This window comes from Microbacterium sp. GCM10027623, assembly GCF_042666935.1.
In the GTDB taxonomy this organism is placed as follows: domain Bacteria; phylum Actinomycetota; class Actinomycetes; order Actinomycetales; family Microbacteriaceae; genus Microbacterium.
Window position 1 is genome coordinate 941,527 of sequence record NZ_JBHTHE010000001.1, and the last position, 22,134, is coordinate 963,660.

A 22,134-nucleotide genomic window follows, 5' to 3' on the forward strand; every position below is an offset into this window, starting at 1 on the left:
CGTCAGCGTAGACCCGCTCGGCTGCCGTCGTCCGGCGGTCCTGCGGGGCGCTGTGCGCGGCGCCCCGCAGGGGGAGGGGCGTACAGCGCGAGCGGGCGCCCCGCACGCTGCTGACCGGGCAGCGGACGCGAACGGCGTCCGTAGATGAGCTCGGAGGAGTCCAGCAGCCACGGCACCAGAGCGATCGTCACGCCGTGCACCATCATCAGCTGCCCGGCGATGCGGCGCGCCCGCCGGTTGTGCAGCACGGATTCCCACCAGTGGCCGACGATGTACTGCGGCAGATAGACGGTCACCACGCAGGGCCCGTGCTTCTCGCGATACTGGCGGATGAAGTGCTCCACCGGCTGAGCGAACGTGCGGTACGGCGATTCCACGATCACCAGCGGCACAGGGATGGCGTGCTGCTGCCACTGCCGCTGCAGCAGGTGACCGTCCTCCGGGGTCAGGGCGATGTGCAGAGCGATGGTCTTCTCGTGCCGCGCGGCGATCGCGTAGTCGAGGGCCTTGACCACCGGCTTCTGAAGCCGGTTGACCAGCACGATCGCGACATCGCCCTGCGAGCCGAAATGGGTCGCATCGTCGACGCTGATCTCGTGCTCCACATCGCGGTAGTAGCGTTTGATGCCGAGCATCAGGACGGCGAGCAGCGGGATCGCGAAGAACACCATCCAGGCGCCGTGGGTGAACTTGGTGATGGTCACGATCACCAGCACGGCGACCGTCATCACCGCCCCCAGACTGTTGATCCCGAGGCCGACGTGAGCGGAGCGCCGTTCGCCGGCGACCGCGGCGAGGGGAAGGTGCCTCGTCTCGCGCAGCAGGCGTCGCCAGTGCCGCACCATGCCGATCTGGCCGAGCGAGAACGAGACGAAGACCCCGATGATGTAGAGCTGGATGAGACTCGTGAGGCTGGCCTGGAACGCGACCAGCACCGTGACCGCGCCCGCGCCGAGCAGGATCATGCCGTTGCTGAACACCAGTCGGTCTCCGCGGGTGTTCAGCGCCTTCGGCGCATACCCGTCCTCGGCGAGCACCGCGCCGAGCAGCGGGAAGCCGTTGAACGCGGTGTTGGCGGCCAGCAGCAGCACGCAGGCGGTCGCCGCCTGGATGATGAAGAAGGGGACGCTGCCGCCGCCGAACGTCGCCGCGGCGATCTGCGCCATGAGGCTGGGCTGAGGAGCCGCGCAGTCGAAGCCCTGCAGGTCGCACGGGTTCTCGGCGTAGTGCACGCCGCTGATCAGCGCCATCGCGGTGAGACCGGAGAACAGCACGGCGGCGATCGATCCCATCAGCGTCAGCGTCGTCTGAGCGTTGCCGATCTTCGGCAGCCGGAAGGCCTGCACGCCGTTGGAGACGGCTTCGACGCCGGTCAGAGCGGAGCATCCGCTGGAGAACGCCCGCAGGACGAGCAGGATGATCGCCGCCTGGCTGATGCTCTGGGTGTGCACCGTGTAGGAGGAGCTCTCGGCGATCGGCGCATCGCCGAGGACGGCGCGGATCAGTCCTGTCGCGATCATCAGCACGACAGAGCCGATGAAGACGTACGTCGGCACGGCGAAGAACACGGATGCCTCTCGAACGCCGCGGAGGTTGACGACGACGATCAGGATGACGAAGCCGACGGCCATCTCCACCCGCCAGGAAGCGAAGGCCGGCAGCGCGGAGATGATGTTGTCCACACCGGATGCGATGGACACCGCGACCGTGAGCACGTAGTCCACCAGGAGCGCCGCCGCGACGACGACCCCCGGCACCTCGCCGAGGTTCTTCGAGGCGACCTCATAGTCGCCGCCCCCGGACGGGTACGCCTTGATGAGCTGTCGGTAGCTCAGCACGACGACCACCAGCAGCACGACGACAGCCGCCGCCACCCAGGGGCTGAGCGCCAGGAACGCCACTCCGCCGATGAGCATGATCATCAGCATCTCCTGCGGCCCGTAGGCCACCGAGCTCAGCGCGTCGGAGGCGAAGATCGGCAGCGCCATGCGCTTGGGGAGCAGCTGATCGTTGACCTGCTCCGTGGTCAGCGGTTCGCCGATGAGGATGCGTTTGGCGAGCGGCGGAGCATCCGCGTTCTCGCGGCCATCATGTGCCACGAGCGGCGACATTACGCCTGTACCGGGTGCAGTGCAATCCCGCCGCGCCACGCGAGGCGGCCGGCGGATCTGCCGTGCCGGATAGACTCTCGCACCGTGGATGAGCGGGTGCTGCTGGGCATGACGGCGATCGTCATCGGGGCGGTCGTCGGCGTCGCGCTGTTCGTGCCCTTCGTGGCGCTCAGCTATCGGCGGCGGGGGCACCTGAGCGTTCCACGGACCATGCTGTGGGCCGCCGCTCTGGTCTACTTCTGGGCGATCTGGACGTACACGCTGCTGCCGCTGCCCGACCCCGACAGCATCCGGTGCGTCGGCGTCGTCACCGATCCCATCGAGATCGTGCGCGACGTGCGCACGGCGCTCGCCGCTCCCGGACGCACCCTTACCCACCCGGCCGTGCTGCAGCTCGTGTTCAACGTGCTGCTGTTCGTGCCGCTCGGCTTCCTCCTGCGGGTGCTCGGAGGGCGTCGTCTCCTCGCCGCCCTCCTGATCGGGCTGGGGCTGTCGCTGTTCGTCGAGACCACACAGCTCACGGGCGTGTGGGGGATCTATCCCTGCGCGTACCGGTTCTTCGACGTGGGCGACCTCATGACCAACACGGTCGGCGCCGGTGTGGGCTCCATCGTCGGACTGGTGGTGCCGGCGGCGCATCGCGGGCTGGCGAAGGCTGCCGATGCCGATCTGCCTCGGCCGGTGACCCGAGGGCGGCGCGCCCTGGCGATGCTGTGCGACGGCCTGGGCTTCGTGCTCGCGTCCTGGACCGTCTCCGTCGCGGTGCAGCTGTTCCTGCAGTACGTGCTCGAAGAGCGTCAAGCCGTGCTCGACGGCACCGTCGCCGGCCTGGCCGGCACCGGTGGTGCCGCACTCCTCTGGCTCATCGTCATCCTCGTCAGCGGGCAGAGCGTCGGAGACCTGGCCGTGCGGTTGCGGTACGCAGGCGGCCCGATGCCGGTGTTCGTGGCCCGGCTGCTCCGCTGGGCGGGAGGCGTGGCGGCACTGTCGGCCCTGAGCATGGCGGGCGGCGCGTTCGGATCGCTGTCGAGCGCGCTGATCCTCATCGCCTGCGTGATGTTCTTCTTCACGCGGAACGGACGGGGCCTGCCCGGCGTCCTCTCCAGCCAGCACCTCGTCGACGCGCGGGTCGACCGGCGGAAGGCGGCTCAGGCGCCTTCCGCGCGACCTGCTCGCCAGTAGCCCATGAAGGCGATCGAGCGCCGGTCGATGCCGAGGTCGCGCACCAGGTGGCGGCGCAGGGCCGTGATCGTCCCGGCTTCGCCCGCCAGCCAGGCGTACTCGCCGCCGGCGACAGCATCCGGAACCTCCCAGAGCACGTCCTCGGGGTCCGGCTCCGCGAGCTCGTCTCCACGCGCCGCGCCACTGTCCGTGCGGGCGGCGGCATCGGCTGCCGCCGTGCGCTGGCGCCCCCACTCGTGCACGGCCGCGCTGAGGCGCATCCCGTGCGCGGCGGCACCGCGGGCGAGCCAGGTCACGCGCACCCCGTCGGGCGCTGCCAGCGGCAGCGCGTCCGCGTCGGTGGGCACTTCGATGCACACCTCACCGGTGGTGTGCGGCGGCAGCGACTCGACGATCGAGCAGATCGCCGGCGCGGCGGTCTCGTCTCCGGCGATCAGGACGGAGGTCGCCTCTCCGGGCTTCCACTCGATACCGCCCGCCGGCTCCTCGGACCGGGAGTCGGGTCCGACCACGAACAGCGGGTCGCCGACGCACGCGGCCATGGCCCAGGCGGATGCGGGACCGTCGGTGCCGTGCAGCGCGAAGTCGATGTCGATCTCGCGCTCGACCGGCCGCGGGGAGCGGATCGTGTACGTGCGGATCGGGTTGCGCCGATCGTCGGGCAGCTCGCGCCAGCGCCGGTACCACTCGACCATGCTCTGGCTCTCGTCGAACTGACCCACGTCGGTGACCGTCCCGTCGGAGAAGGGGATGATCAGCTTGATGCGCTGATCCAGGCCGTCCGTGCCGAAGTGCATCAGGTCCTCGCCGGTCAGCGTGATGCGCGTGAAGCTGGGCGAGAGACGGCTGATGCGGGACACGGTCGTGCGGAACGTTCGGTAGGGGTGGTGGCTCACCCTCCTAGCATAGGTTAGGCTCTCCTAACGTGAGAACCATCGCGGATATTCCCGACCGGCACGCCGACGAACTGCACGGCGAGGCGCTCGCGCTCGGCTACGGGCGCACGCGCGTCGTGCACGACGTGTCGCTCCACCTCCGCCCCGGCGTGGTCACCGCGCTGATCGGTCCCAACGGCAGCGGCAAGTCCACCGCGCTGCGCGCCCTGGCGCGCCTGCACAAGATCGACGGCGGCACCGTCCGCGTCGACGGCGCGGACGGCGCCCGCGACGCCGCGGCCCTGACCGCCAAGGAGTTCGCCCGTACGGTCGCGATGCTCTCGCAGTCCCGCCCGCACCCCTCCGGCCTCGAGGTCCATGACGTCGTCGCCTACGGCCGTCACCCGCACCGCGGCAGGTTCGCGGGGATGACGGATGCCGATCGCCACGCGATCGCGCAGGCGCTGGAGCTGACGGGTCTGGAGGCCATGGCCCACCGCGCCGTCGACGAGCTCTCCGGCGGGGAGCTGCAGCGCGTGTGGCTGGCCACCGCGCTCGCCCAGAGCACCGGCATCCTGCTGCTCGACGAACCGACCAACCACCTCGACCTGCGCTACCAGGTCGAGACCCTCGATCTGATCTGCGACCTCGCCGACCGCGGCACCGCCGTCGGCGTCGTGCTGCACGACCTGGGGCATGCCGCCTCCATCGCCGACGAGGTCGTGCTCATGCACCGGGGACGCGTGCACGCCGCCGGTACCCCCACCGCGGTGCTGACGAGCGCGAACCTCACCGAGGTCTACGGCCTGCCCATCGACGCGAGCATCGACGCGCGCACCGGCCGGGTGCACGTCACGCCGCGCGGCCGGCACCACGACCGCGCAGGCCGCGCGCTCGCCGCGCTCTCCGCGTGACATCCGCCTCCCTCCACCCGCCGCCCGCATCGCCCCCTGCATCCCCCTGCATCCACCCGAACAACCCGGAGCCGCACAGATGAACAAGCCCCTCGCCGCCCTCGCCGCCCTCGGCGCGCTGACCCTCGCGCTCACCGCCTGCGGAACCACTCAGGCCGCACCCGCCAAGACCGCGGGCGCCACGACGTCCTCGGCGAGCGGCGCCGGCTGCGCCGACGACAGCACGACGACCTCGACCGACCCGGTGGAACTGACCGACGCGTTCGGCCGCACGGTGAAGCTGGACGCGCCCGCGGCGAAGGTGGCCGTGCTGGAATGGCAGCAGGTCGAGGATGTGCTCTCGCTGTGCCTGACCCCGGTGGCCGTGGCGGACGCCGACGGCTACCGCACCTGGGACACCGCGGAAGAACTGCCGAAGGACGTGAAGGACGTCGGCACCAGGCAGGAGCCGAATCTCGACGCGCTGTTCGCCGCCGAGCCCGACCTGGTGATCGTCGAGGCGTACACCCGTGACGACGCGATCATCGGCCAGCTGGAGAAGTACGGCGTCCCGGTGCTGGCGACGATCGGAGCGGACGCGAAGGACCCCATCGCGCAGATGCTCGACACCTTCGACCTCATCGCGCAGGCGACCGGCCGCACCGAGCGCGCCGACGTCGTCAAGGACGAGTTCGACGCGAAGCTGGCCGAAGGTGAGAAGGCCGTCGCCGGCGCCTCACTCCAGGGTGCGCCCTTCGTGTTCTTCGACGGCTGGGTGGACGGAGGCAACGTCTCGCTGCGCGCGTTCGGGCAGGGTTCGCTGATCGGGGAGCTGGGCGAGAAGCTCGGCCTGAAGAACGCGTGGACCGGTGAGGTCGACCCGGCCTACGGCCTCGGCCAGACCGACATCGAGGGCATGACCACCATCGGCGACGCGATGCTGCTGCACACCGGCACCGCCGACCCCGACTCGGAGAGCTTCATCGACGCCGCGAAGAAGAACCCCGCATGGGCGTCCATCCCGGCCGTCGAGGAGAACCGCATCCACGCGTTCCCCGCCGGCATCTGGACCTTCGGCGGTCCGCGCTCGGCCGAGCAGATCATCGACGCGTACGTGGACGTCATCACGAAGTGAGTGATCGCGCGACGGCCCTGGAAACGGGTGTCCCGGATGCCGCCGAGCGGCGCTCCGCAGCGGGCACCGCGGCGGCGGTGTGGACCCTCGTCGGGCTGCTGGTCGTGCTCGTCGCGGCATCGGCCTGGCACCTGACGCAGGGAACCAGCGGCGCCGTGTTCGCGAACCCGGACATCGTGTTCGGATCACGGCTGCCGCGCCTCGCCGCCGGTGTCGCGGTCGGACTCGCGCTCGGCGTGGCAGGCCTGCTCATGCAGTCGCTCGCGCGGAACCCGCTGGCGTCGCCCGACACGCTGGGCGTCACAGCAGGCGCCTACTTCGCGGTGACCGCGGTGACCGCATTCGGCCTCAGCATCCCGTTCTGGGCATCCGGGATCGTCGCGTTCGCCGGCGGGCTCTTCGCCGCCGGTCTCGTGCTCGGTCTCGCCGGCGGTGCGGCGTCGTCGACCACCCGGCTCGTGCTCGCCGGCTCCGCGCTGGCGCTGGCGCTGCAGGCCGGCACCTCCGCCCTGCTGATCCTCTTCGACGAGGAGACCAAAGGGCTGTTCGCGTGGGGAAGCGGCAGCCTGTCGCAGCTGGGCATCGAGTCGTTCCTGCGCGCCGCGCCGGTCGTCGTGGTCGGCATCGCCCTCGCGTGCGCGATGAACCGTCGCCTGGACGTGCTCGCCCTCGGCGACGACACCGCCTCGTCGCTCGGCGTGCCGGTCCGTTCGACGCGCGTGATCGGCATCCTGCTGTCGGTGCTGCTCACCGCGGCCGCGGTCACCCTCGCCGGTCCCATCGGCTTCGTCGGTCTGTGCGCGCCCGTCCTCGCGCGGCTGCTGTCGCGCCTGGTGCCCGCCCTGGGAAGGCACGCGCTGCTGATTCCCGCGAGCGGTCTGATCGGGGCGGTCGTCGTCATTCTCGCGGATGCCGTGCTGCGCGCGATCATCGGCGCCGAGGGTGCCCTCGCGGTGCCGACCGGCGTCGCCACCACGCTCCTCGGCGCGATCGTGCTGGTGGTGATGGCCCGCCGTCTGCGCGATGCCGGACCCACCCGGCGTCCGCCCAGCATCCGTTTCGGCGTGCGCGGTGTGCGCCGCTTCCGCATCGTCGTGATCGTCGGCGTCGCGGCGCTCGCGGCCGTGGTCCTGGCCGGGATGCTGGTCGGCGCCACCCCGCTGCTCACCGGCGATGTCCTGCTCTGGCTGCAGCGTCAGGCGCCCCCGCTGGTCTCGTTCGCCCTGGACGAGCGCGCGCCGCGCGTGATCGCCGCCGTGGTCGCGGGCGCCGCGCTGGGACTCGCGGGCACGATCACGCAGGCCGTCAGCCGCAACCCGCTCGCCGAGCCGGGGCTGCTGGGCATCACCGGCGGGGCCGGACTCGGGGCGGTGCTCGTGGTCACCAGTGCCGCGGCATCCACCTTCGGCATGCTCGCCGCGGCCATCGTCGGGGCCCTGTCGGCGTTCGCGCTCGTCTACGCGCTCGCCTGGCGTGGCGGGCTCAGCGCCGACCGTCTCGTCCTGATCGGCATCGGCGTCTGGTACGGCACGACGGCGCTCACCACCTTCGTGCTGCTGCGAGCGAACCCCTGGGACACCCCGAAGATCTACACGTGGCTGTCGGGCACCACGTACGGCCGCATCTGGGAGCAGGTCATCCCGCTCGCGGTCGTGCTCGTCATCGCCCTGCCGTTCGTGCTCGCGCAGCGCCGCGACCTCGACATCCTCGCGATGGATGAGGACACGCCCCGCCTGGTCGGCATCCGCCTCGAGCGCACCCGCCTCGCACTGCTCGCCGCCGCCGCCGTGCTCGCCGCCCTCAGCGTCTCGGCCGTCGGGGTCGTCGGCTTCGTCGGCCTCGTCGCCCCGCATGCCGCGCGTGCGCTGGTCGGAGCCCGTCACACGCGGGTCATCCCGGTCGCGGTGCTGCTGGGTGCGGTGCTCGTCGGAGTGGCGGACGCCATCGGCCGCACGGTGCTCGCACCCGCACAGCTGCCGGCAGGACTCGTCGTCGCGCTGATCGGAGCCCCGTACTTCGTATGGCTGCTGTGGAGGTCGCGCGACGCCTGACGGTTCGGACGGCGAATGCCCAGCCGATTCCGAATCCGTGCGCGTAACGTCGAAATCATGACAACGGTCCCCGTCGATGACGCCGCGATCGCCGAGGCGAGGCAGTTGCGCGACGCGTTCCAGCGGTTCCTCCGCGAATACGAATTCGGGATGCGGGAGGTCGAGACCAAGATCTCCATCCTGCGCGACGAGTTCACCCACATGCATGCGTACAACCCGATCGAGCATGTGAAGAGCCGGCTGAAGACCCCCGACAGCATCGTCGAGAAGGTGGCCCGCCGTGGCGTCGACGCCGACTTCGACAGCATCCGCGCCGAGATCACCGACATCGCCGGCGTGCGCATCACCTGCAGCTTCGAGAGCGACGTGTACCGTCTGTTCAACCTGTTCACCACGCAGGACGACGTGACCGTGCGCACCGTGAAGGACTACATCGCCGATCCCAAGCCGAACGGCTACCGCAGCCTGCACGCCATCGTCGAGGTGCCGGTGTTCCTGTCCACCGGCCCCGTCGCGGTGCCCGTGGAGGTGCAGTTCCGCACGATCGCGATGGACTTCTGGGCCAGCCTCGAGCACAAGATCCACTACAAGTTCGACGGGCGGGTGCCGCCTCACCTGGTGCAGAGCCTGACGGATGCTGCGGATGCCGCGCAGGAGCTCGACCAGCGCATGGAGCGGCTGCACCGCGAGGCGCTCGAGATCAACCACCGGGTGCTCGAGGCCTGAGCCCGCGCGCGGATTTCAGGACGGATGCCGCTTTGAAGGATGCTGCGCGCGGAAGCATCCTTCAGAAGCGCGAGTCTCCTTCAGAAGGCGCCCTTCCGTCCAGGAACTCCCGGGCGGCGGTCGCCATCGCGGACACGCCGACCTCGATCGTGGGATGGATGACCGGGGCGAAGAACGGCGAATGGTTCGTCGGGATGTCTCTGTCGAGGGTGCCCTTCGCGCTCGCCGCGGCGAACAGCTGCGGGTCGACGCCGCCCCAGAACCAGAACACCAGCGGTGCGCCCGCGTCCCGGGAGAACCACGACACGTCCTCGCTGCCCGTGATCAGACCGGGATCCATGACCGCTTGCTCGCCGAAGGCACTGCGGAAGGCCGCGACCGTGCGGGCGGTGGCGTCCGCGTCGTTGATCGTGGCCGGCAGCGTGTGGAGGGTCGTGATGTCGGGTTCGCGTTCCGCTCCGGATGCCGCGGCCTCGGCGCGGATGACCCGCTCGACCTTCTCGAGCACTTTCACACGCTGCTGATCGTCCGGGTAGCACAGACTGAGCTGCAGCGTGGCATCCGGCGGGATGATGTTGTTCTTGGTACCCGCGTGCACGGATCCGACCGTCACGACGACCGGGGCGCCCGCCGCGACCTCGCGGGAGACGACGGTCTGCAGACGCATGATGGTCGACGCCGCCATCACGATCGGGTCGATCGTGGACTCCGGGCGCGATCCATGACCACCGCGACCGTGCAGCACGACCTTCAGCCCGTCGGATGCCGACATCTGCGGCCCCGGGCGCACGCCGATCACGCCGGCCGGGAGCGGCCCGACGTGCTGACCGAGGACCACATCGGGCCGGGGGAAGCGATCCAGCGCACCGTCGTCCAGCATGGCGCGCGCGCCTTCGCCATACTCCTCGGCGGGCTGGATGACGACCACGAGCGTGCCCGACCACTGGTCGCGCTCGGCGACCAGCCGCTCGACGGCTCCGATCATCGCCGTCACGTGCATGTCGTGCCCGCAGGCGTGCATCACGCCGACCGTCTCGCCGTCGGGATCGACCCCGGTCGCCGTCGACGCGTACGGGAGGCCGGTCTCCTCGGTCACCGGGAGCGCATCCATGTCGGCGCGCACCCACACCACCGGCCCCCGCGCCCTTGAGTCCGTCGCCTCTGCGGAACGGGCATCGGCGGGTGGATGTGAAGGACCGTTGACGAGCACCCCGACCACCCCGGTCCTGCCGACGCCCTCGTGCACCTCCAACCCCAGCTCGCGCAGGTGCGCGGCGGCGATGCCGGCGGTGCGGGTCTCCTGGAACGACAGCTCGGGATTGCCGTGCAGGTCGATGTACAGCGCTTCGAGATCGATGCTCATGCCGTGAGCCTAACCACCTCGGTGCGTGATCCGCCGGGCCGGGGAAGAACGGGCCGGGAAGACCGGGACCGCGGGGACCGGGACCGCGGGGCGGGGCAGCGGGCTGAGATGCGCTGCGAGGCGGCTCGTCAATCCCCTCTCACCCCGTCTCGACGAACGCTATCGTCACGCACGGGGTGCGCTGATGCGCGTCGCTGCGCATTCGCTGCGACATATCTCGGATCGATTGGCGGTCGCGGGTGTCCAGGACCCGACATGACATCGAGGCGCTCCGAGGACCGCACTCGCAGGTGGACGTGATACGGTGACATGTCCTCCACTCCGGAGGCCCGGTGAATCTCTCTCACCCTCGGGCGACAGTCACCATCGCCCCCACGCGCTTCGCCCGCCGGCATCCGGCACCCGCGATCGCCCCGTACGTACCCGTCTCACGGGAATCGTGCCCGCCGGACGTTCCGGTGCGGCGCCTACGGCCGTCTCGACGGCCATAACAACAGGAAGAAGAAAACACATGGCCACTGGCACTGTGAAATGGTTCAACTCGGAGAAGGGCTTCGGCTTCATCGCTCCCGATGACGGCTCTGCCGATCTCTTCGCTCACTTCTCGGCGATCGCATCGTCCGGATTCAAGGAGCTCACCGAGAACCAGAAGGTGGAGTTCGACGCCGAGCGCGGCCCCAAGGGCATGCAGGCGATGAACATCCGCTCGCTCTGACACAAGCGAATCGAACCGGCCCGGACTGCACAGTCCGGGCCGGTTCTGCGTGAGCGGATGCGGTCGGGAGGGGTCGCCTCTGATTGGATGGGTCAGTGCTGAAGGATGAGACGCGCCCCGCCGGATTCGGCGCGCTGCTGTGGCTGGCGACGGCGACGTTCTCCATGGGCATCGACGGCTACGTGCTGGCGGGTCTGCTGCCGCAGATCGCCGACGACCTCGACGTCTCCGACGCGGCGGCCGGACAGCTGGTGGCGATCTTCGCGCTGACCGCCGCTGTCGCCGGGCCCGTGCTGAGCGCCCTGACCGGCGGCTGGGAGCGCAAGGGCGTGATCGCTGCCTCCCTCGCCGTCTTCGTCGGCGGGAACCTGCTGGTCGCGCTCGCGCCGAACTACGCGCTCGCCATGACAGGGCGCGTCGTGTCCGCCGTCGGCGGGGCGCTGCTCAGCGCCGTGGTCAGCGCGTATGTGCTCGCCAAGACCGCACCGGAGCGACGCGGCCGCGCGCTGTCGTTCGTGCTCGGCGGCTTTCTCGCAGCCACCGCGCTCGGCGTGCCGGTGGGACTCGTCATCGGGCTGGACGACTGGCGCCTGCCGCTGTTCCTGGTCAGCGCCGTGGGAGCCGTGGCGCTGGTCGGCATCCTGATCAACGTCCCGCGGCTGCACCTGCCCGCGCTGTCGCTGCGCGAGACGCTGCGCCCCCTCACCCGACCGGCGGTGATCGGATCGATCCTGGTCGCGACGGGCATCATGTGCGCCAGCTACCTGTGCTTCACATACGCCACCCTGATCTTCGGGCCCCGCATCGGCGGAGGCGCGCCGATCATCGCCGCCATGTTCGGCTACGGCCTGGTCAGCCTGATCGGCAACATCGTCTCGGGGCGCGCGAACGACCGCTTCGACCCCGTGCGCATCATCACGGTGATCGTCGGCGTCCTCATCGCCGTCGCGCTGCTGGGCACGGCGGGCCTGCTGCTGCCGGGGCTGGCCGGTGCGATCGCCGCGTTCCTGTGGTTCTTCTGCTGCGCGTTCTTCAACGGCGGCTCCGGTGTGGCGCTGCAGTCGCGTCTGGGTGACCTCGCTCCGGAGTCCATGTCGCTCGTGCTCGCGTTGAACGGCAGCGGCATGCAGCTGGGCTCGGCGCTGGGCGGCATTCTGGGCGGGGCGCTGCTGGCGTCCGGGCTGCCGGCCGACGGGCTGCTGCCGGCGTCCGCGGTAGTGCTCGGCGCGACGATGATCCTGCACCTCGCGGTCGCGCGGATGAAGCCGCGCTCGCCGGTGCTCGCCGCGTGACCCGGATCAGTGCCGGTACGACTCCAGCGTCGGCCCGGGATGCAGCACGCCGTTGACGATCGCGCGGATGGCGAACTCGCTGGCCTCCCCGAGATCGATGAGTTCCGGATGCAGCAGCCATTGCAGCTGCAGGCCGTCCATGACAGCGAGGACGGCGGCGGATGCGGTGGCGACGGCCTGCCTGTCGGCCACACCCTCGCGGGCGCACAGCTCCTCGAACGCCTCCGTCACCTCGCGCCGCAGCGTCGTGTAGCGATCCTCGAAATACTCCCGGCCCGGATGCCCGTCCGTGACCGACTCCGAGGACAGTACGGTGTACGCCTGCACGATGCCGGGGCGGTGGGCGTTGGCGTACGCCGTGCGGATGAGGTGGAGGAACAGCTCGAGGCCGCCGGGGATGTGCTTCTCCGCGAGGTCCTCGACGTCGGCCTGGTCGCGGTAGGCGAGCACTTCGAGCAGCAGCTTCTGCTTGGAGCCGAAGTGGTGCAGCACGCCGGCGTGGGTGAGCCCCACCTGCTCGGCGACATCGGCGAGGGTGCCGTTCGTGGATCCCTTGCTGCCGAAGATCTCGACCGCGGCTTTCAGGATCTCGATGCGCTTGTGCTGCGCCGCACGTGTGCGGGGCGTGTCGTTGGCCACGATGTCCTCCTCGGGCGAGTGTAACGGTCGGATAATGCCTGCTTGCAAGCTTACTGACAAGTAGGTAACCTACTCCCAATTCACTTTCCCACCAGTAAGTGAATGCGACGCCCGAGCGAAGCCGCTCAGTCCCCGACACGAAGACCAGTGCCCAAGGAGAAGCAATGAAGCTCAGCAGATCAGTACTCGCGTTCACCGCGATCGCCGCCCTCGGGGTCGGCGCCCTCGCCGGATGCGCCCCCGCGTCCAGTGATGACGCCGACGCCGATCCGGCCGGTTCGGGGGCGGCGCTCACCATCGCCAAACCCGACGGCGCCATCACCACCGAATCGCACAACCCGTACCTGGGCGACTCCTCGGCGTCGAAGTACGGCTACGCGAAGGTCATCTTCGAGCCGCTTGCGCTCGTCAACCCGACAGGCGACCTCGGCACCACACCGTGGCTGGCCGAATCCGTGGAGTGGAACGACGACTACACCGAGCTCACCGTGGTGCCGCGCTCCGGCGTGAAGTGGAGCGATGGTGAGGACTTCACCGCCGACGACATCGTCTTCACCTTCGATCAGTTCAAGAGCGGCAGACTCAGCGACACCTCGGGCCTGAAGTATCAGGGCGCCACCGTCGACGGCGACAGCATCACGCTGAGCTTCGCCGACTCGAAGTACACCGCCCAGTCCCGCGTCCTGCACACCCCGATCGTGCCGAAGCACATCTGGGAGAACATCGACGACCCGAACACCGACCCCCTGACCGGCGAGGGCCTCGCGGTCGGCACCGGGCCCTACGTGCTCGACAACTGGTCCACCGAATCCGTCACCCTCACGGCCAACAAGGACTACTGGGGCGGCGAGCCGACCGTGCCCGAGCTGCACTACGTGTCCTACGGCGACAACGCCGCACTCACCACCGCGCTGGTCTCGGGCGAGGCGGACTGGGCACAGGCCTTCATCCCGCAGATCGAGGACAGCTACCTCGCCGCGGACGAGCACAACCAGTTCCTCGTCTCGCCGACCGCGGGGGCGGGCACACTGTTCATGAACCTGCAGACCAAGCCCTTCGACGATGTGGCGCTTCGCCAGGCGCTGGCGTGGACGATCGACCGCACCGCGTACGTCGACATCGCCCGCGAGGGGGCGAGTGAGGAGGTCTGGAACGTGACCGGCCTCGGTGACCTGCTCTCCGACGAGATCATCCCCGAGTACAAGGACGCGAACTACAAGGTCGACGTCGACAAGGCCAAGCAGATCCTCACCGACGCCGGCTACACCTGGAAGGACAAGAAGCTCGTCGACCCCGATGGAGAGGCCGTGTCGTTCTCCATCTCGGTTCCTGCCGGCTGGAGCGACTGGAACACCGAACAGGCGCTGATCGCCGAGGAGCTGAACGAGCAGCTCGGCATCGAGGTCAAGGTCGACCAGCCCGACTGGGGCGGATGGGATGCCGCACGCCAGGAGGGCACGTTCCAGGCGATCATCCACTGGCTCGAGGACACCGGCAACGCGTACGGCCTGTATACCTCGACGATGGATCCGAAGTGGATCGTCGACGACAAGGCCCAGTTCAACTTCGGCCGCTTCGACGACCCCGCCGTGACCGAGGCGCTGAACACCTACGCCAATGCGTCCTCGGACGAGGACCGTCAGGCCGCGGTCGCCGTGATGCAGAAGGCGTTCGTCGAGAACGTCCCCGCCATCCCGCTGGGTGCGCACCCGCTGCTGGGCGAGTTCAACACGCGCAATTATGTGGGCTGGCCGTCCGAGGACGACCAGTACGCGTCCGGTGACCCGACGCAGCCCGGCATCGTGCAGATCCTGGCGAAGCTGAAGCCGGCGAGCTGATGACACGGTGGTGCTCTGCGTGACGGCGTCCGCAGAGCACCACCGGCACTGCCCTCGGCATCCGTCCCGGCCTGAAAGCGAAACCCATGCTCGAACCCCTGCTGACCGAACCCCTGCTCTCCGTGCGGGACTTCTCGGTCGTGTACGACGTCGACCCTCCGGTCGCGGCTGTCAAGGACGTCACCCTCGAGCTGCGGCGCGGGGAGATCCTCGGCCTCGCCGGTGAGAGCGGATGCGGCAAGACCACGCTCGCCTACGGCGTGCAGCGCCTGCTCAAAGCGCCGGCCGTCATCACCGGCGGCAGCGTCGTGTTCCACGACGCGTCCGGCGACACGATCGACGTGAACGCACTGGATGCCGAGCGCATGCGCCGCTTCCGCTGGGACAAGGTCTCCATGGTGTTCCAAGGCGCCATGAACGCACTCAATCCGGTCGCCACGATCGGCTCGCAGCTCGCCGACGTGTTCGAGGTGCATCGCCCGGAGATGACCCGTCGGCAGCGCCGCGCCGAGGTCGAGGAGCTGCTGGAGATCGTGAAGGTCGGGCGCGACCGCATCCGCTCGTTCCCTCACGAACTCTCCGGCGGCATGCGGCAGCGGGTGATGATCGCCATGGCACTGGCCCTGCGCCCCCAGCTGATGGTCATGGACGAGCCGACCACGGCACTGGACGTGCTGGTGCAGCGCGAGATCCTTCGCCAGATCTCGCAGCTGCGTCACGAGTTCGGCTTCTCGGTGATCTTCATCACGCACGATCTGCCGCTGCTGCTGGAGATCAGCGACCGCATCGCCATCATGCGCGAGGGCGAGATCGTCGAGCTGCAGAGCGCCGAGCGCATCTGGAACGATCCGCAGCACGAATACACCCGCAGGCTCCTGGAGTCCTTCCCCCGCCTCACGGGCGAGAGAGGAGTGGTGGTCCGATGAGCACGCTCGAATTCCACCGCGTCAGCAAGATCTACAACGTCCGCGGCGCCGGCCGCATGAAGGCGCTGGACGATGTCTCGTTCACCCTCGAGTCCGGTCGCACCATCGGCCTGGTCGGGCAGTCCGGCAGCGGGAAATCGACCATCGCGAAGATCCTCACCCAGCTCGAGACGCCCACCAGCGGCGAGATCCGCCTCGACGGCACCCCGATCCCGCGCCGCGGCCGCGGACTGCGCAGCTACCGTCAGCAGCTGCGGATGGTGTTCCAGGATCCGTTCGCCTCGCTGAACCCGTACCATTCGATCCGGTACCACATCGAGCGCCCGCTGCGCCTGGACGGCGTCGTGCCGAAGCAGGAGACCGAGCGCGAGGTGCGCCGACTGCTGGAGCGGGTGCGGCTCGTCCCGGACGCCGTCATCGACCGCCGGCCGCACGAACTCTCCGGCGGTCAGCGCCAGCGCGTCGCGATCGCCCGTGCCCTGGCATCCCGTCCCCGCCTGCTCGTCGCCGACGAACCCGTCTCGATGCTGGACGTCTCGATCCGCCTCGGCGTGCTGAACCTGCTCGCCGACCTGCAGCGCGAGGAGGGTCTGGGCGTGCTGTACATCACCCACGACCTGGCCACCGCCCGTCATTTCAGCGACGAGATCATCGTGCTCAACCAGGGTCGCATCGTCGAGCAGGGCCCGGCCGACGACGTCATCCTGAACCCGCAGAACCCGTACACGCGCGAGCTCAGGGCGGCATCCCCCGACCCGGAGAAGTTCTTCGCACCCACCACGGGAGGCGTCCGATGACCGCCGTCGAACCGCAGCTCGCCGACACGGACGCGGTGCGCACCGACGCGCTCGAGGTCGGCACCACCGCGACCGGCGTGCAGGGGCGCTCGCGGGTGCCGTGGCGCTTCCTCGCCAACCGTGCGGCGTTCTACCTGTTCACCCTGTGGGCGGCCATCACGATCAACTTCTTCCTGCCCCGGATGATGAAGGGCGACGCGGTCGACCAGTACCTCGCCCGCAACCGCAACGTCTCGCCGGAGGCGGCCGACGCGCTGCGCGCGCTGCTCGGGCTGGACACCGACAAGACCCTGATCCAGCAGTACTTCGACTACTGGGCTCTGATGCTGCGGGGCGATCTCGGCATCTCGCTGCTGCACGGCATGCGCCCGGTCACCGAGGTGATCAGCCAGGCGCTGCCGTGGACGATCGGACTGGTCGGCTTCGCCACGATCGTCTCGTTCGCGATCGGCACCATCGGCGGCGCGTTCGTCGGCTGGCGTCGAGGCAGCCGGCTCGACGCGCTCGTGCCCGTCACCACGTTCCTGAGCACCATCCCGTACTTCTGGCTGGGACTGCTCGCCATCGCCGCCTTCTCGGTGAACCTCAAGTGGTTCCCGATCGGCAAGGCGTACGGCGTCGGCGTGCGACCGGAGTGGACGCTCGAGTTCGTCGGCCAGGTGATCCACCACGGCGCGCTGCCGGCGATCACGATCGTCATCGCCTCGCTCGGCGGCTGGATGCTGGGCATGCGCAACATGATGCTCACCGTGCTCGACGAGGACTACATCATGGTCGCGCAGGCGAAGGGGATGCCCGATCGGCGGGTGCTGTGGGGCTACGCCGCACGCAATGCGGTGCTGCCGCAGATCCAGAGCTTCGCGTTGTCCATCGGCTTCATCGTCGGCGGCACCATCGTGATGGAGATGGTCTTCAGCTACCCCGGCGTCGGCAAGCTGCTGCTCGATGCCACCAACGCCAAGGACTACGCGCTGATGCAGGGGGTCTTCCTCGTGATCACCCTGTCGGTGCTGGTCGCGAATCTGCTCGCCGACCTCGCGTACGCGTTCCTCGACCCGCGCACCCGTCAGACGGAGGCCTGAGACATGACCATCACTCGTCGCGCTGAGAGCACCACTCTCGCCGTACGCACCGCCCGGCCGATGGACGAACCGCGTCAGGCGTCGTTCTGGACCCGGCTGGCGTCGGCGTTCGCCATGTTCCGCAACGGCAAGTCGATCACCGGGCTCGCGATCCTCGGCTTCTTCGTGCTCCTGGCGATCTTCGCCGACCTGATCGCCCCGTATCCGCCCACCAAGGTCGACAACACCGCGCGCTTCCAGCCGCCCTCGGCCGCGCACCTGCTGGGCACCACTCACATCGGCGAGGACGTGCTCAGCCAGGTGATCCACGGCACGCGCGGCATCATCGTCGTCGGCTTCCTGGCGGCGATCATCGCCACCGTCATCGCCATCACCGTCGGCGTCATCGCCGGCTACCTGACCGGCTGGCGCAGCGAATCGCTCTCGGCGCTGACCAACGTGTTCCTCGTCATCCCGGGGCTGCCCCTGATCATCATCGTCGCCTCGATGTTCGAGGACCCCCCGCTGTGGCTGGTGGCCGCCGTGCTCGGCATAACGGGCTGGGCGTGGGGAGGGCGCGTGCTGCGCGCGCAGACCATGTCGCTGCGCAACAGGGATTTCATCCAGGCCGCCCGCGCCAACGGCGAGCCGCTGAGGCGCATCATCACCGTGGAGATGCTGCCGAACCTGATGGCGCTGATCGCCGCGAGCTTCGTCGGCACGGTGACCGCGGCCATTCTGACACTCACGACGCTGTCGTACATCGGCGTCATCCCCGTGACCACCTACAACTGGGGAACGATCCTGAACTGGGCCTCGGCACAGGGCGCGTTCAGGCAGAACCAGTGGTGGTGGTACCTGCCGCCAGGACTGTGCATCGCCTTCATCGGCGTCGCACTCGCGCTGATCAACTTCGGCATCGACGAGTACGTGAACCCGCGTCTGCGGTCGGCCGGTGAGCGGGCGCGCGCGATGAGGAAGAAGGGGCTCGACGTGAACGACGCCGTCACTGTCGTGCGCCCCGACCCGGCATCCGCGGCGCGCGTCCCCGGCGCATCGCCTGCGCGCGTCCCCGGCGTATCGCACGTCCCCGAGTACGACCCGAAGGAACCTGCACGTTGAGCACCCTCACCTCTCTGACCCGCGCGCCCTATCAGGACGCCGCCCTCCCCATCCCCGACCGCGTCTCCGACCTGCTCTCACGCATGACCGTGGCGGAGAAGATCGGGCAGATGCTGCAGCTCGACGCCCGCGACGATCTCGCCGACCACGTGCTGCGCCGCCACGTCGGATCGATCCTGCACACGTCGCCGGAGCGCATCCTGCAGGCGAACGAGCTCACAGCGCGGACGCGGCTGCGGATCCCGCTGCTGGTGGGCGAGGACTGCATCCACGGGCACTCGTTCTGGCCCGGCGCGACCATCTACCCGACGCAGCTCGGCATGGCGGCGTCGTGGGACGCCTCGCTGATCGAGAAGGTCGCCCGCGCCACCGCCGTGGAGGTCGCTGCCACCGGCATCCACTGGACCTTCTCACCGGTGCTGTGCATCGCCCGCGACCTGCGTTGGGGCCGCGTGAACGAGACCTTCGGCGAGGACCCGCATCTGATCGGTGAGCTCGCCTCGGCGATGGTGCGCGGCTACCAGGGGAGCGGGCTCGACGATCCCACGGCGATCCTCGCCACGGCGAAGCACTTCGCCGGATACTCCGAGACGCAGGGCGGGCGCGATGCCAGCGAGGCGGACATCTCGCGCCGCAAGCTGCGCTCCTGGTTCCTGCCGCCGTTCGAGCGGGTCGCGCGCGAGGGGTGCCGCACCTTCATGCTCGGATACCAGAGCACCGACGGCGTGCCGATCACGGTGAACGACTGGCTGCTCAGCGATGTGCTGCGGGGCGAGTGGGGCTACACGGGCACCCTGATCACCGACTGGGACAACGTCGGCCGGATGGTCTGGGAGCAGCACGTGCAACCCGACTACGCGCACGCCGCCGCGGCCGCGGTGAGGGCCGGCAACGACATGGTCATGACGACTCCGCAGTTCTTCGAGGGCGCGCTCGAGGCCGTGGAGCGCGGGATGCTGGCATCCGCCGACTTCGATGCGGCTGTCGGCCGCATCCTCACGCTGAAGTTCGAACTCGGTCTCTTCGAGGATCCGCGTCTGCCGGTGCCCGGGCTCGCGGACGTGGTCGGGCAGCCCGCGCATGCCGAGCTGAACCTGGAGGTCGCTCGCCGCTCGCTGGTGCTCCTGGAGAACGATGGGACGCTGCCGCTGCGGCCCGCTGCCGCGCGACGCGTCGCCGTGGTCGGTCCGCTCGCGGACGATGCGCAGGAGCAGCTCGGCGACTGGGCGGGCGGCTCCGGGCAGGCGGGCTGGCTGGACGGTCAGCCTCGCGAGATGATCACGACCGTTCTCGACGGGATGCGGGAGATCGGCCCGTTCGACGTCGTGCACGCGCGCGGCGCCGACATCCTCACCCTCGAACCCGACCCCGCCGGCGCGACCTGGCCGGACGGACAACCGCGTCCGCCGGTGGTGCGGCCCGTTCCCGCCGACGAGGCGCGGATCGCCGATGCCGTCGCGGCCGCCCGCGAAGCGGATGCCGTCGTCGCGGTCGTCGGAGACGCGCGCGGGCTCTACGGTGAGGGCCGCTCGACGGCGACGCTCGAACTCATCGGCGGACAGGTGACGCTGCTGGACGCGCTGGTCGAGACGGGAACGCCGGTGATCGTGGTGCTGATGGCGTCCAAGCCGCTGGTGCTGCCGGCATCCGTCCGCCGGGCCGCCGCCGTGATCTGGACCGCGAACCCCGGCATGCAGGGCGGGCGCGCGATCGCCGAGCTCATCACCGGGGCCGTCGAGCCGTCCGGGCGGCTGCCGATCTCATTCGCCCGCCACGCCGGCCAGCAGCCGACGTACTACAACCAGATCCGCGGACAGCACGGTGACCGCTACGCCGACCTCACCCAGTCGCCCGCCTGGGCGTTCGGGCAGGGGCTGTCGTACACGAGCGTCGTGTACTCCGAGCTGACTCTGCAGTCCTCTTCGCTGGGCGTGGACGACGTGATCTCGGCGTCCGTCACCGTCACCAACACCGGGGCGCGACCGGCGACCGAGACCGTGCAGGTGTACGTGCGCGACGAGGTGACCTCGGTCAGCTGGGCGGTGCGCGAGCTGAAGGCCTACAGGCAGGTGACCGTGCAGCCCGGCGAGTCCGCGCAGGTGGAGGTGGAGCTGCCGGTGCGCGCGTGCACGATCGTGGATGCCGCCGGGAACAGGGTCGTCGAGCCCGGCGAGTTCATGCTGCTGGTCGGGCCGAGCTCGCGCGAGGAGGATCTGCTGGCCGCCGGCTTCACCGTGCTCTGACAGGGGGGGGGGCGGCGTCGCGGCTGCGCCCGCCCCGCCCTGCCCCGAGAATTGCCTCCCCGCATGAGAATGGGTGTGCCAGCGTCCTTCTCAGGTGGGAAGGCAATTCTCGCGGATCGGAACGGCGTCGCTACGGCTGCTGCAGGCGCGCAGTCGTCCCGCGCACGATGAGCTCGTAGGGCAGGTCGCCGCTCGTCGCGGCATCCGTGCCCTCGAGCTGGGCGAGAATCGCCGCGGCGGCGCGTTCGCCCTGCGCCAGCGGGAACTGGTCGACGGTGGTCAGCCGGAAGAACGCGCCCAGCTCGTGGCCGTCCACGCCCACGATCGAGAGGTCCTGCGGCACCCGGAGACCCAGGTCGCGAGCGGCCAGGACGGCGCCGACCGCCATCTCATCCGACGCGGCGAAGATCGCCGTCGGCCGGCGCCCCTGCCGTGCGAGTAGCCGCATCGCGGCGCGGAATCCGCCGTCGACGGTGAAATCCGCCGCCTCGACGAACGCCGGATCCGGCGCGACCCCGGCGTCCGTCAGCGCCTGCTCGAAACCGATCCGCCGCTGGGTGGGGACGCGGTGGTCCGTGTCGTACTCCGGCTGCGCGCCGATGTGCGCGATGTCGCGGTGACCGAGCGCGAGCAGGTGCTCCGTGGCCAGCCGGGCGACGGACGTGTCGTCCACGGCGAGCGTGGGCAGGCGCGGCTGAGGGCCGCCGAGCGCGATCACCGGCAGTCCGAGGGCCAGCAGACGATCGGTCTCGTCCTCATCGAGCTTCATCGACACGGCGACCACGGCATCCACCCGCTGCCGACGCAGGAACGTCCGGAAGACCTCGCGCCGCATGGCGGCGTCGGCGGTGATGTTGTACAGGGTGATGTCATAGCCGGCGCGCATGAGCGTGCTGGTCACCCCCGAGAGCACGGTGCTGAAGAACCAGCGGTCCAGCAGCGGCACGATCACGCCGACGTTCCGGGTGCGGCCGGTTGCGAGGCCCGACGCCTGCGAGGAGACGACGTAGCCGAGGCTCTCGGCCGCGCGGTTCACGCGCTCGCGGGATGCCGCCGACACCTGTCCGCGACCGCTCAGCGCGCGTGACACCGTCGCCGTGGACACCCCGGCGAGCTTCGCGACCTCGTCGATGCTCACCATGTCAGTCCCTCTGTGCAGAACCGT

18 protein-coding genes are annotated in these 22,134 nt (G+C 69.7%); 13 read left to right on the forward strand and 5 right to left on the reverse strand.

Annotation, left to right across the window (positions count from 1 at the left end):
• Nucleotides 1-2: 2 nt before the first annotated feature.
• Nucleotides 3-2,111 carry an APC family permease gene (locus tag ACFQY2_RS04285; RefSeq protein WP_378744405.1) on the reverse strand — a complete coding sequence of 703 codons (2,109 nt, stop codon included), beginning with the start codon at nucleotides 2,109-2,111 and terminating at the stop codon, nucleotides 3-5.
• An 84-nt stretch (nucleotides 2,112-2,195) separates the two neighbouring features.
• Between ACFQY2_RS04285 and ACFQY2_RS04290 the strand changes: the two genes are divergently transcribed.
• Nucleotides 2,196-3,293 (forward strand): VanZ family protein, encoded by a 1,098-nt coding sequence (locus ACFQY2_RS04290; RefSeq protein ID WP_378744406.1) that lies wholly within the window; start codon nucleotides 2,196-2,198, stop codon nucleotides 3,291-3,293.
• On the opposite strand, the gene ACFQY2_RS04295 is transcribed toward ACFQY2_RS04290, so the two are convergent.
• The gene (locus ACFQY2_RS04295) at nucleotides 3,260-4,189 is read right to left on the reverse strand and encodes a siderophore-interacting protein (RefSeq protein ID WP_378744408.1); all 930 of its coding nucleotides are present in this window, start codon (nucleotides 4,187-4,189) and stop codon (nucleotides 3,260-3,262) included. The two genes, ACFQY2_RS04290 and ACFQY2_RS04295, sit on opposite strands and share 34 nt — an antisense overlap.
• 29 nt (nucleotides 4,190-4,218) lie before the next feature.
• On the opposite strand from ACFQY2_RS04295, the gene ACFQY2_RS04300 reads away from it, so the two are divergent.
• The 4 genes from ACFQY2_RS04300 (at nucleotide 4,219) to ACFQY2_RS04315 (ending at nucleotide 8,973) form a co-directional block, all read left to right on the forward strand.
• Entirely contained in the window at nucleotides 4,219-5,082 is an 864-nt protein-coding gene (locus ACFQY2_RS04300) for an ABC transporter ATP-binding protein (protein ID WP_378744409.1), read from the forward strand.
• A gap of 79 nt (nucleotides 5,083-5,161) precedes the next feature.
• Complete coding sequence (locus ACFQY2_RS04305) at nucleotides 5,162-6,196, forward strand: ABC transporter substrate-binding protein (protein WP_378744410.1); 1,035 nt, start codon at nucleotides 5,162-5,164, stop codon at nucleotides 6,194-6,196.
• On the forward strand, nucleotides 6,193-8,247 hold the full coding sequence (locus ACFQY2_RS04310; RefSeq protein WP_378744411.1) for an iron ABC transporter permease: 2,055 nt from the start codon (nucleotides 6,193-6,195) through the stop codon (nucleotides 8,245-8,247). Before ACFQY2_RS04305 ends, ACFQY2_RS04310 begins: the two co-directional genes overlap by 4 nt.
• Nucleotides 8,248-8,304: 57 nt before the next feature.
• The gene (locus ACFQY2_RS04315; RefSeq protein ID WP_378744412.1) at nucleotides 8,305-8,973 is read left to right on the forward strand and encodes a GTP pyrophosphokinase family protein; all 669 of its coding nucleotides are present in this window, start codon (nucleotides 8,305-8,307) and stop codon (nucleotides 8,971-8,973) included.
• A gap of 61 nt (nucleotides 8,974-9,034) precedes the next feature.
• On the opposite strand, the gene ACFQY2_RS04320 is transcribed toward ACFQY2_RS04315, so the two are convergent.
• A complete protein-coding gene (locus tag ACFQY2_RS04320; RefSeq protein ID WP_378744413.1) occupies nucleotides 9,035-10,336 on the reverse strand; it encodes an amidohydrolase in 1,302 nt (433 codons plus the stop codon).
• 511 nt (nucleotides 10,337-10,847) lie between these two features.
• Here ACFQY2_RS04320 and ACFQY2_RS04325 point away from each other — a divergent pair.
• Nucleotides 10,848-11,051 carry a cold-shock protein gene (locus ACFQY2_RS04325; RefSeq protein WP_378744414.1) on the forward strand — a complete coding sequence of 68 codons (204 nt, stop codon included), beginning with the start codon at nucleotides 10,848-10,850 and terminating at the stop codon, nucleotides 11,049-11,051.
• Nucleotides 11,052-11,146: 95 nt separating this feature from the next.
• On the forward strand, nucleotides 11,147-12,343 hold the full coding sequence (locus tag ACFQY2_RS04330; RefSeq protein ID WP_378744415.1) for an MFS transporter: 1,197 nt from the start codon (nucleotides 11,147-11,149) through the stop codon (nucleotides 12,341-12,343).
• 6 nt (nucleotides 12,344-12,349) lie between these two features.
• Here ACFQY2_RS04330 and ACFQY2_RS04335 read toward each other — a convergent pair whose 3' ends face one another.
• Entirely contained in the window at nucleotides 12,350-12,982 is a 633-nt protein-coding gene (locus tag ACFQY2_RS04335; RefSeq protein WP_378744416.1) for a TetR/AcrR family transcriptional regulator, read from the reverse strand.
• Between the two features lie 164 nt (nucleotides 12,983-13,146).
• Here ACFQY2_RS04335 and ACFQY2_RS04340 point away from each other — a divergent pair, with 164 nt between their 5' ends.
• From ACFQY2_RS04340 to ACFQY2_RS04365, 6 genes are all read left to right on the forward strand, one after another.
• Entirely contained in the window at nucleotides 13,147-14,820 is a 1,674-nt protein-coding gene (locus tag ACFQY2_RS04340) for an ABC transporter substrate-binding protein (protein ID WP_378744417.1), read from the forward strand.
• A gap of 101 nt (nucleotides 14,821-14,921) precedes the next feature.
• Complete coding sequence (locus ACFQY2_RS04345; protein ID WP_378745023.1) at nucleotides 14,922-15,746, forward strand: ABC transporter ATP-binding protein; 825 nt, start codon at nucleotides 14,922-14,924, stop codon at nucleotides 15,744-15,746.
• Nucleotides 15,743-16,543 (forward strand): ABC transporter ATP-binding protein, encoded by an 801-nt coding sequence (locus ACFQY2_RS04350; RefSeq protein WP_378744418.1) that lies wholly within the window; start codon nucleotides 15,743-15,745, stop codon nucleotides 16,541-16,543. Before ACFQY2_RS04345 ends, ACFQY2_RS04350 begins: the two co-directional genes overlap by 4 nt.
• Entirely contained in the window at nucleotides 16,540-17,625 is a 1,086-nt protein-coding gene (locus ACFQY2_RS04355; protein WP_378744419.1) for an ABC transporter permease, read from the forward strand. Before ACFQY2_RS04350 ends, ACFQY2_RS04355 begins: the two co-directional genes overlap by 4 nt.
• A 3-nt stretch (nucleotides 17,626-17,628) precedes the next feature.
• Complete coding sequence (locus ACFQY2_RS04360; protein ID WP_378744420.1) at nucleotides 17,629-18,726, forward strand: ABC transporter permease; 1,098 nt, start codon at nucleotides 17,629-17,631, stop codon at nucleotides 18,724-18,726.
• An 83-nt stretch (nucleotides 18,727-18,809) separates the two neighbouring features.
• A complete protein-coding gene (locus tag ACFQY2_RS04365; RefSeq protein ID WP_378745024.1) occupies nucleotides 18,810-20,969 on the forward strand; it encodes a glycoside hydrolase family 3 N-terminal domain-containing protein in 2,160 nt (719 codons plus the stop codon).
• A 130-nt stretch (nucleotides 20,970-21,099) separates the two neighbouring features.
• On the opposite strand, the gene ACFQY2_RS04370 is transcribed toward ACFQY2_RS04365, so the two are convergent.
• The gene (locus tag ACFQY2_RS04370) at nucleotides 21,100-22,110 is read right to left on the reverse strand and encodes a LacI family DNA-binding transcriptional regulator (RefSeq protein ID WP_378744421.1); all 1,011 of its coding nucleotides are present in this window, start codon (nucleotides 22,108-22,110) and stop codon (nucleotides 21,100-21,102) included.
• Between the last annotated feature and the right edge of the window lie 24 nt (nucleotides 22,111-22,134).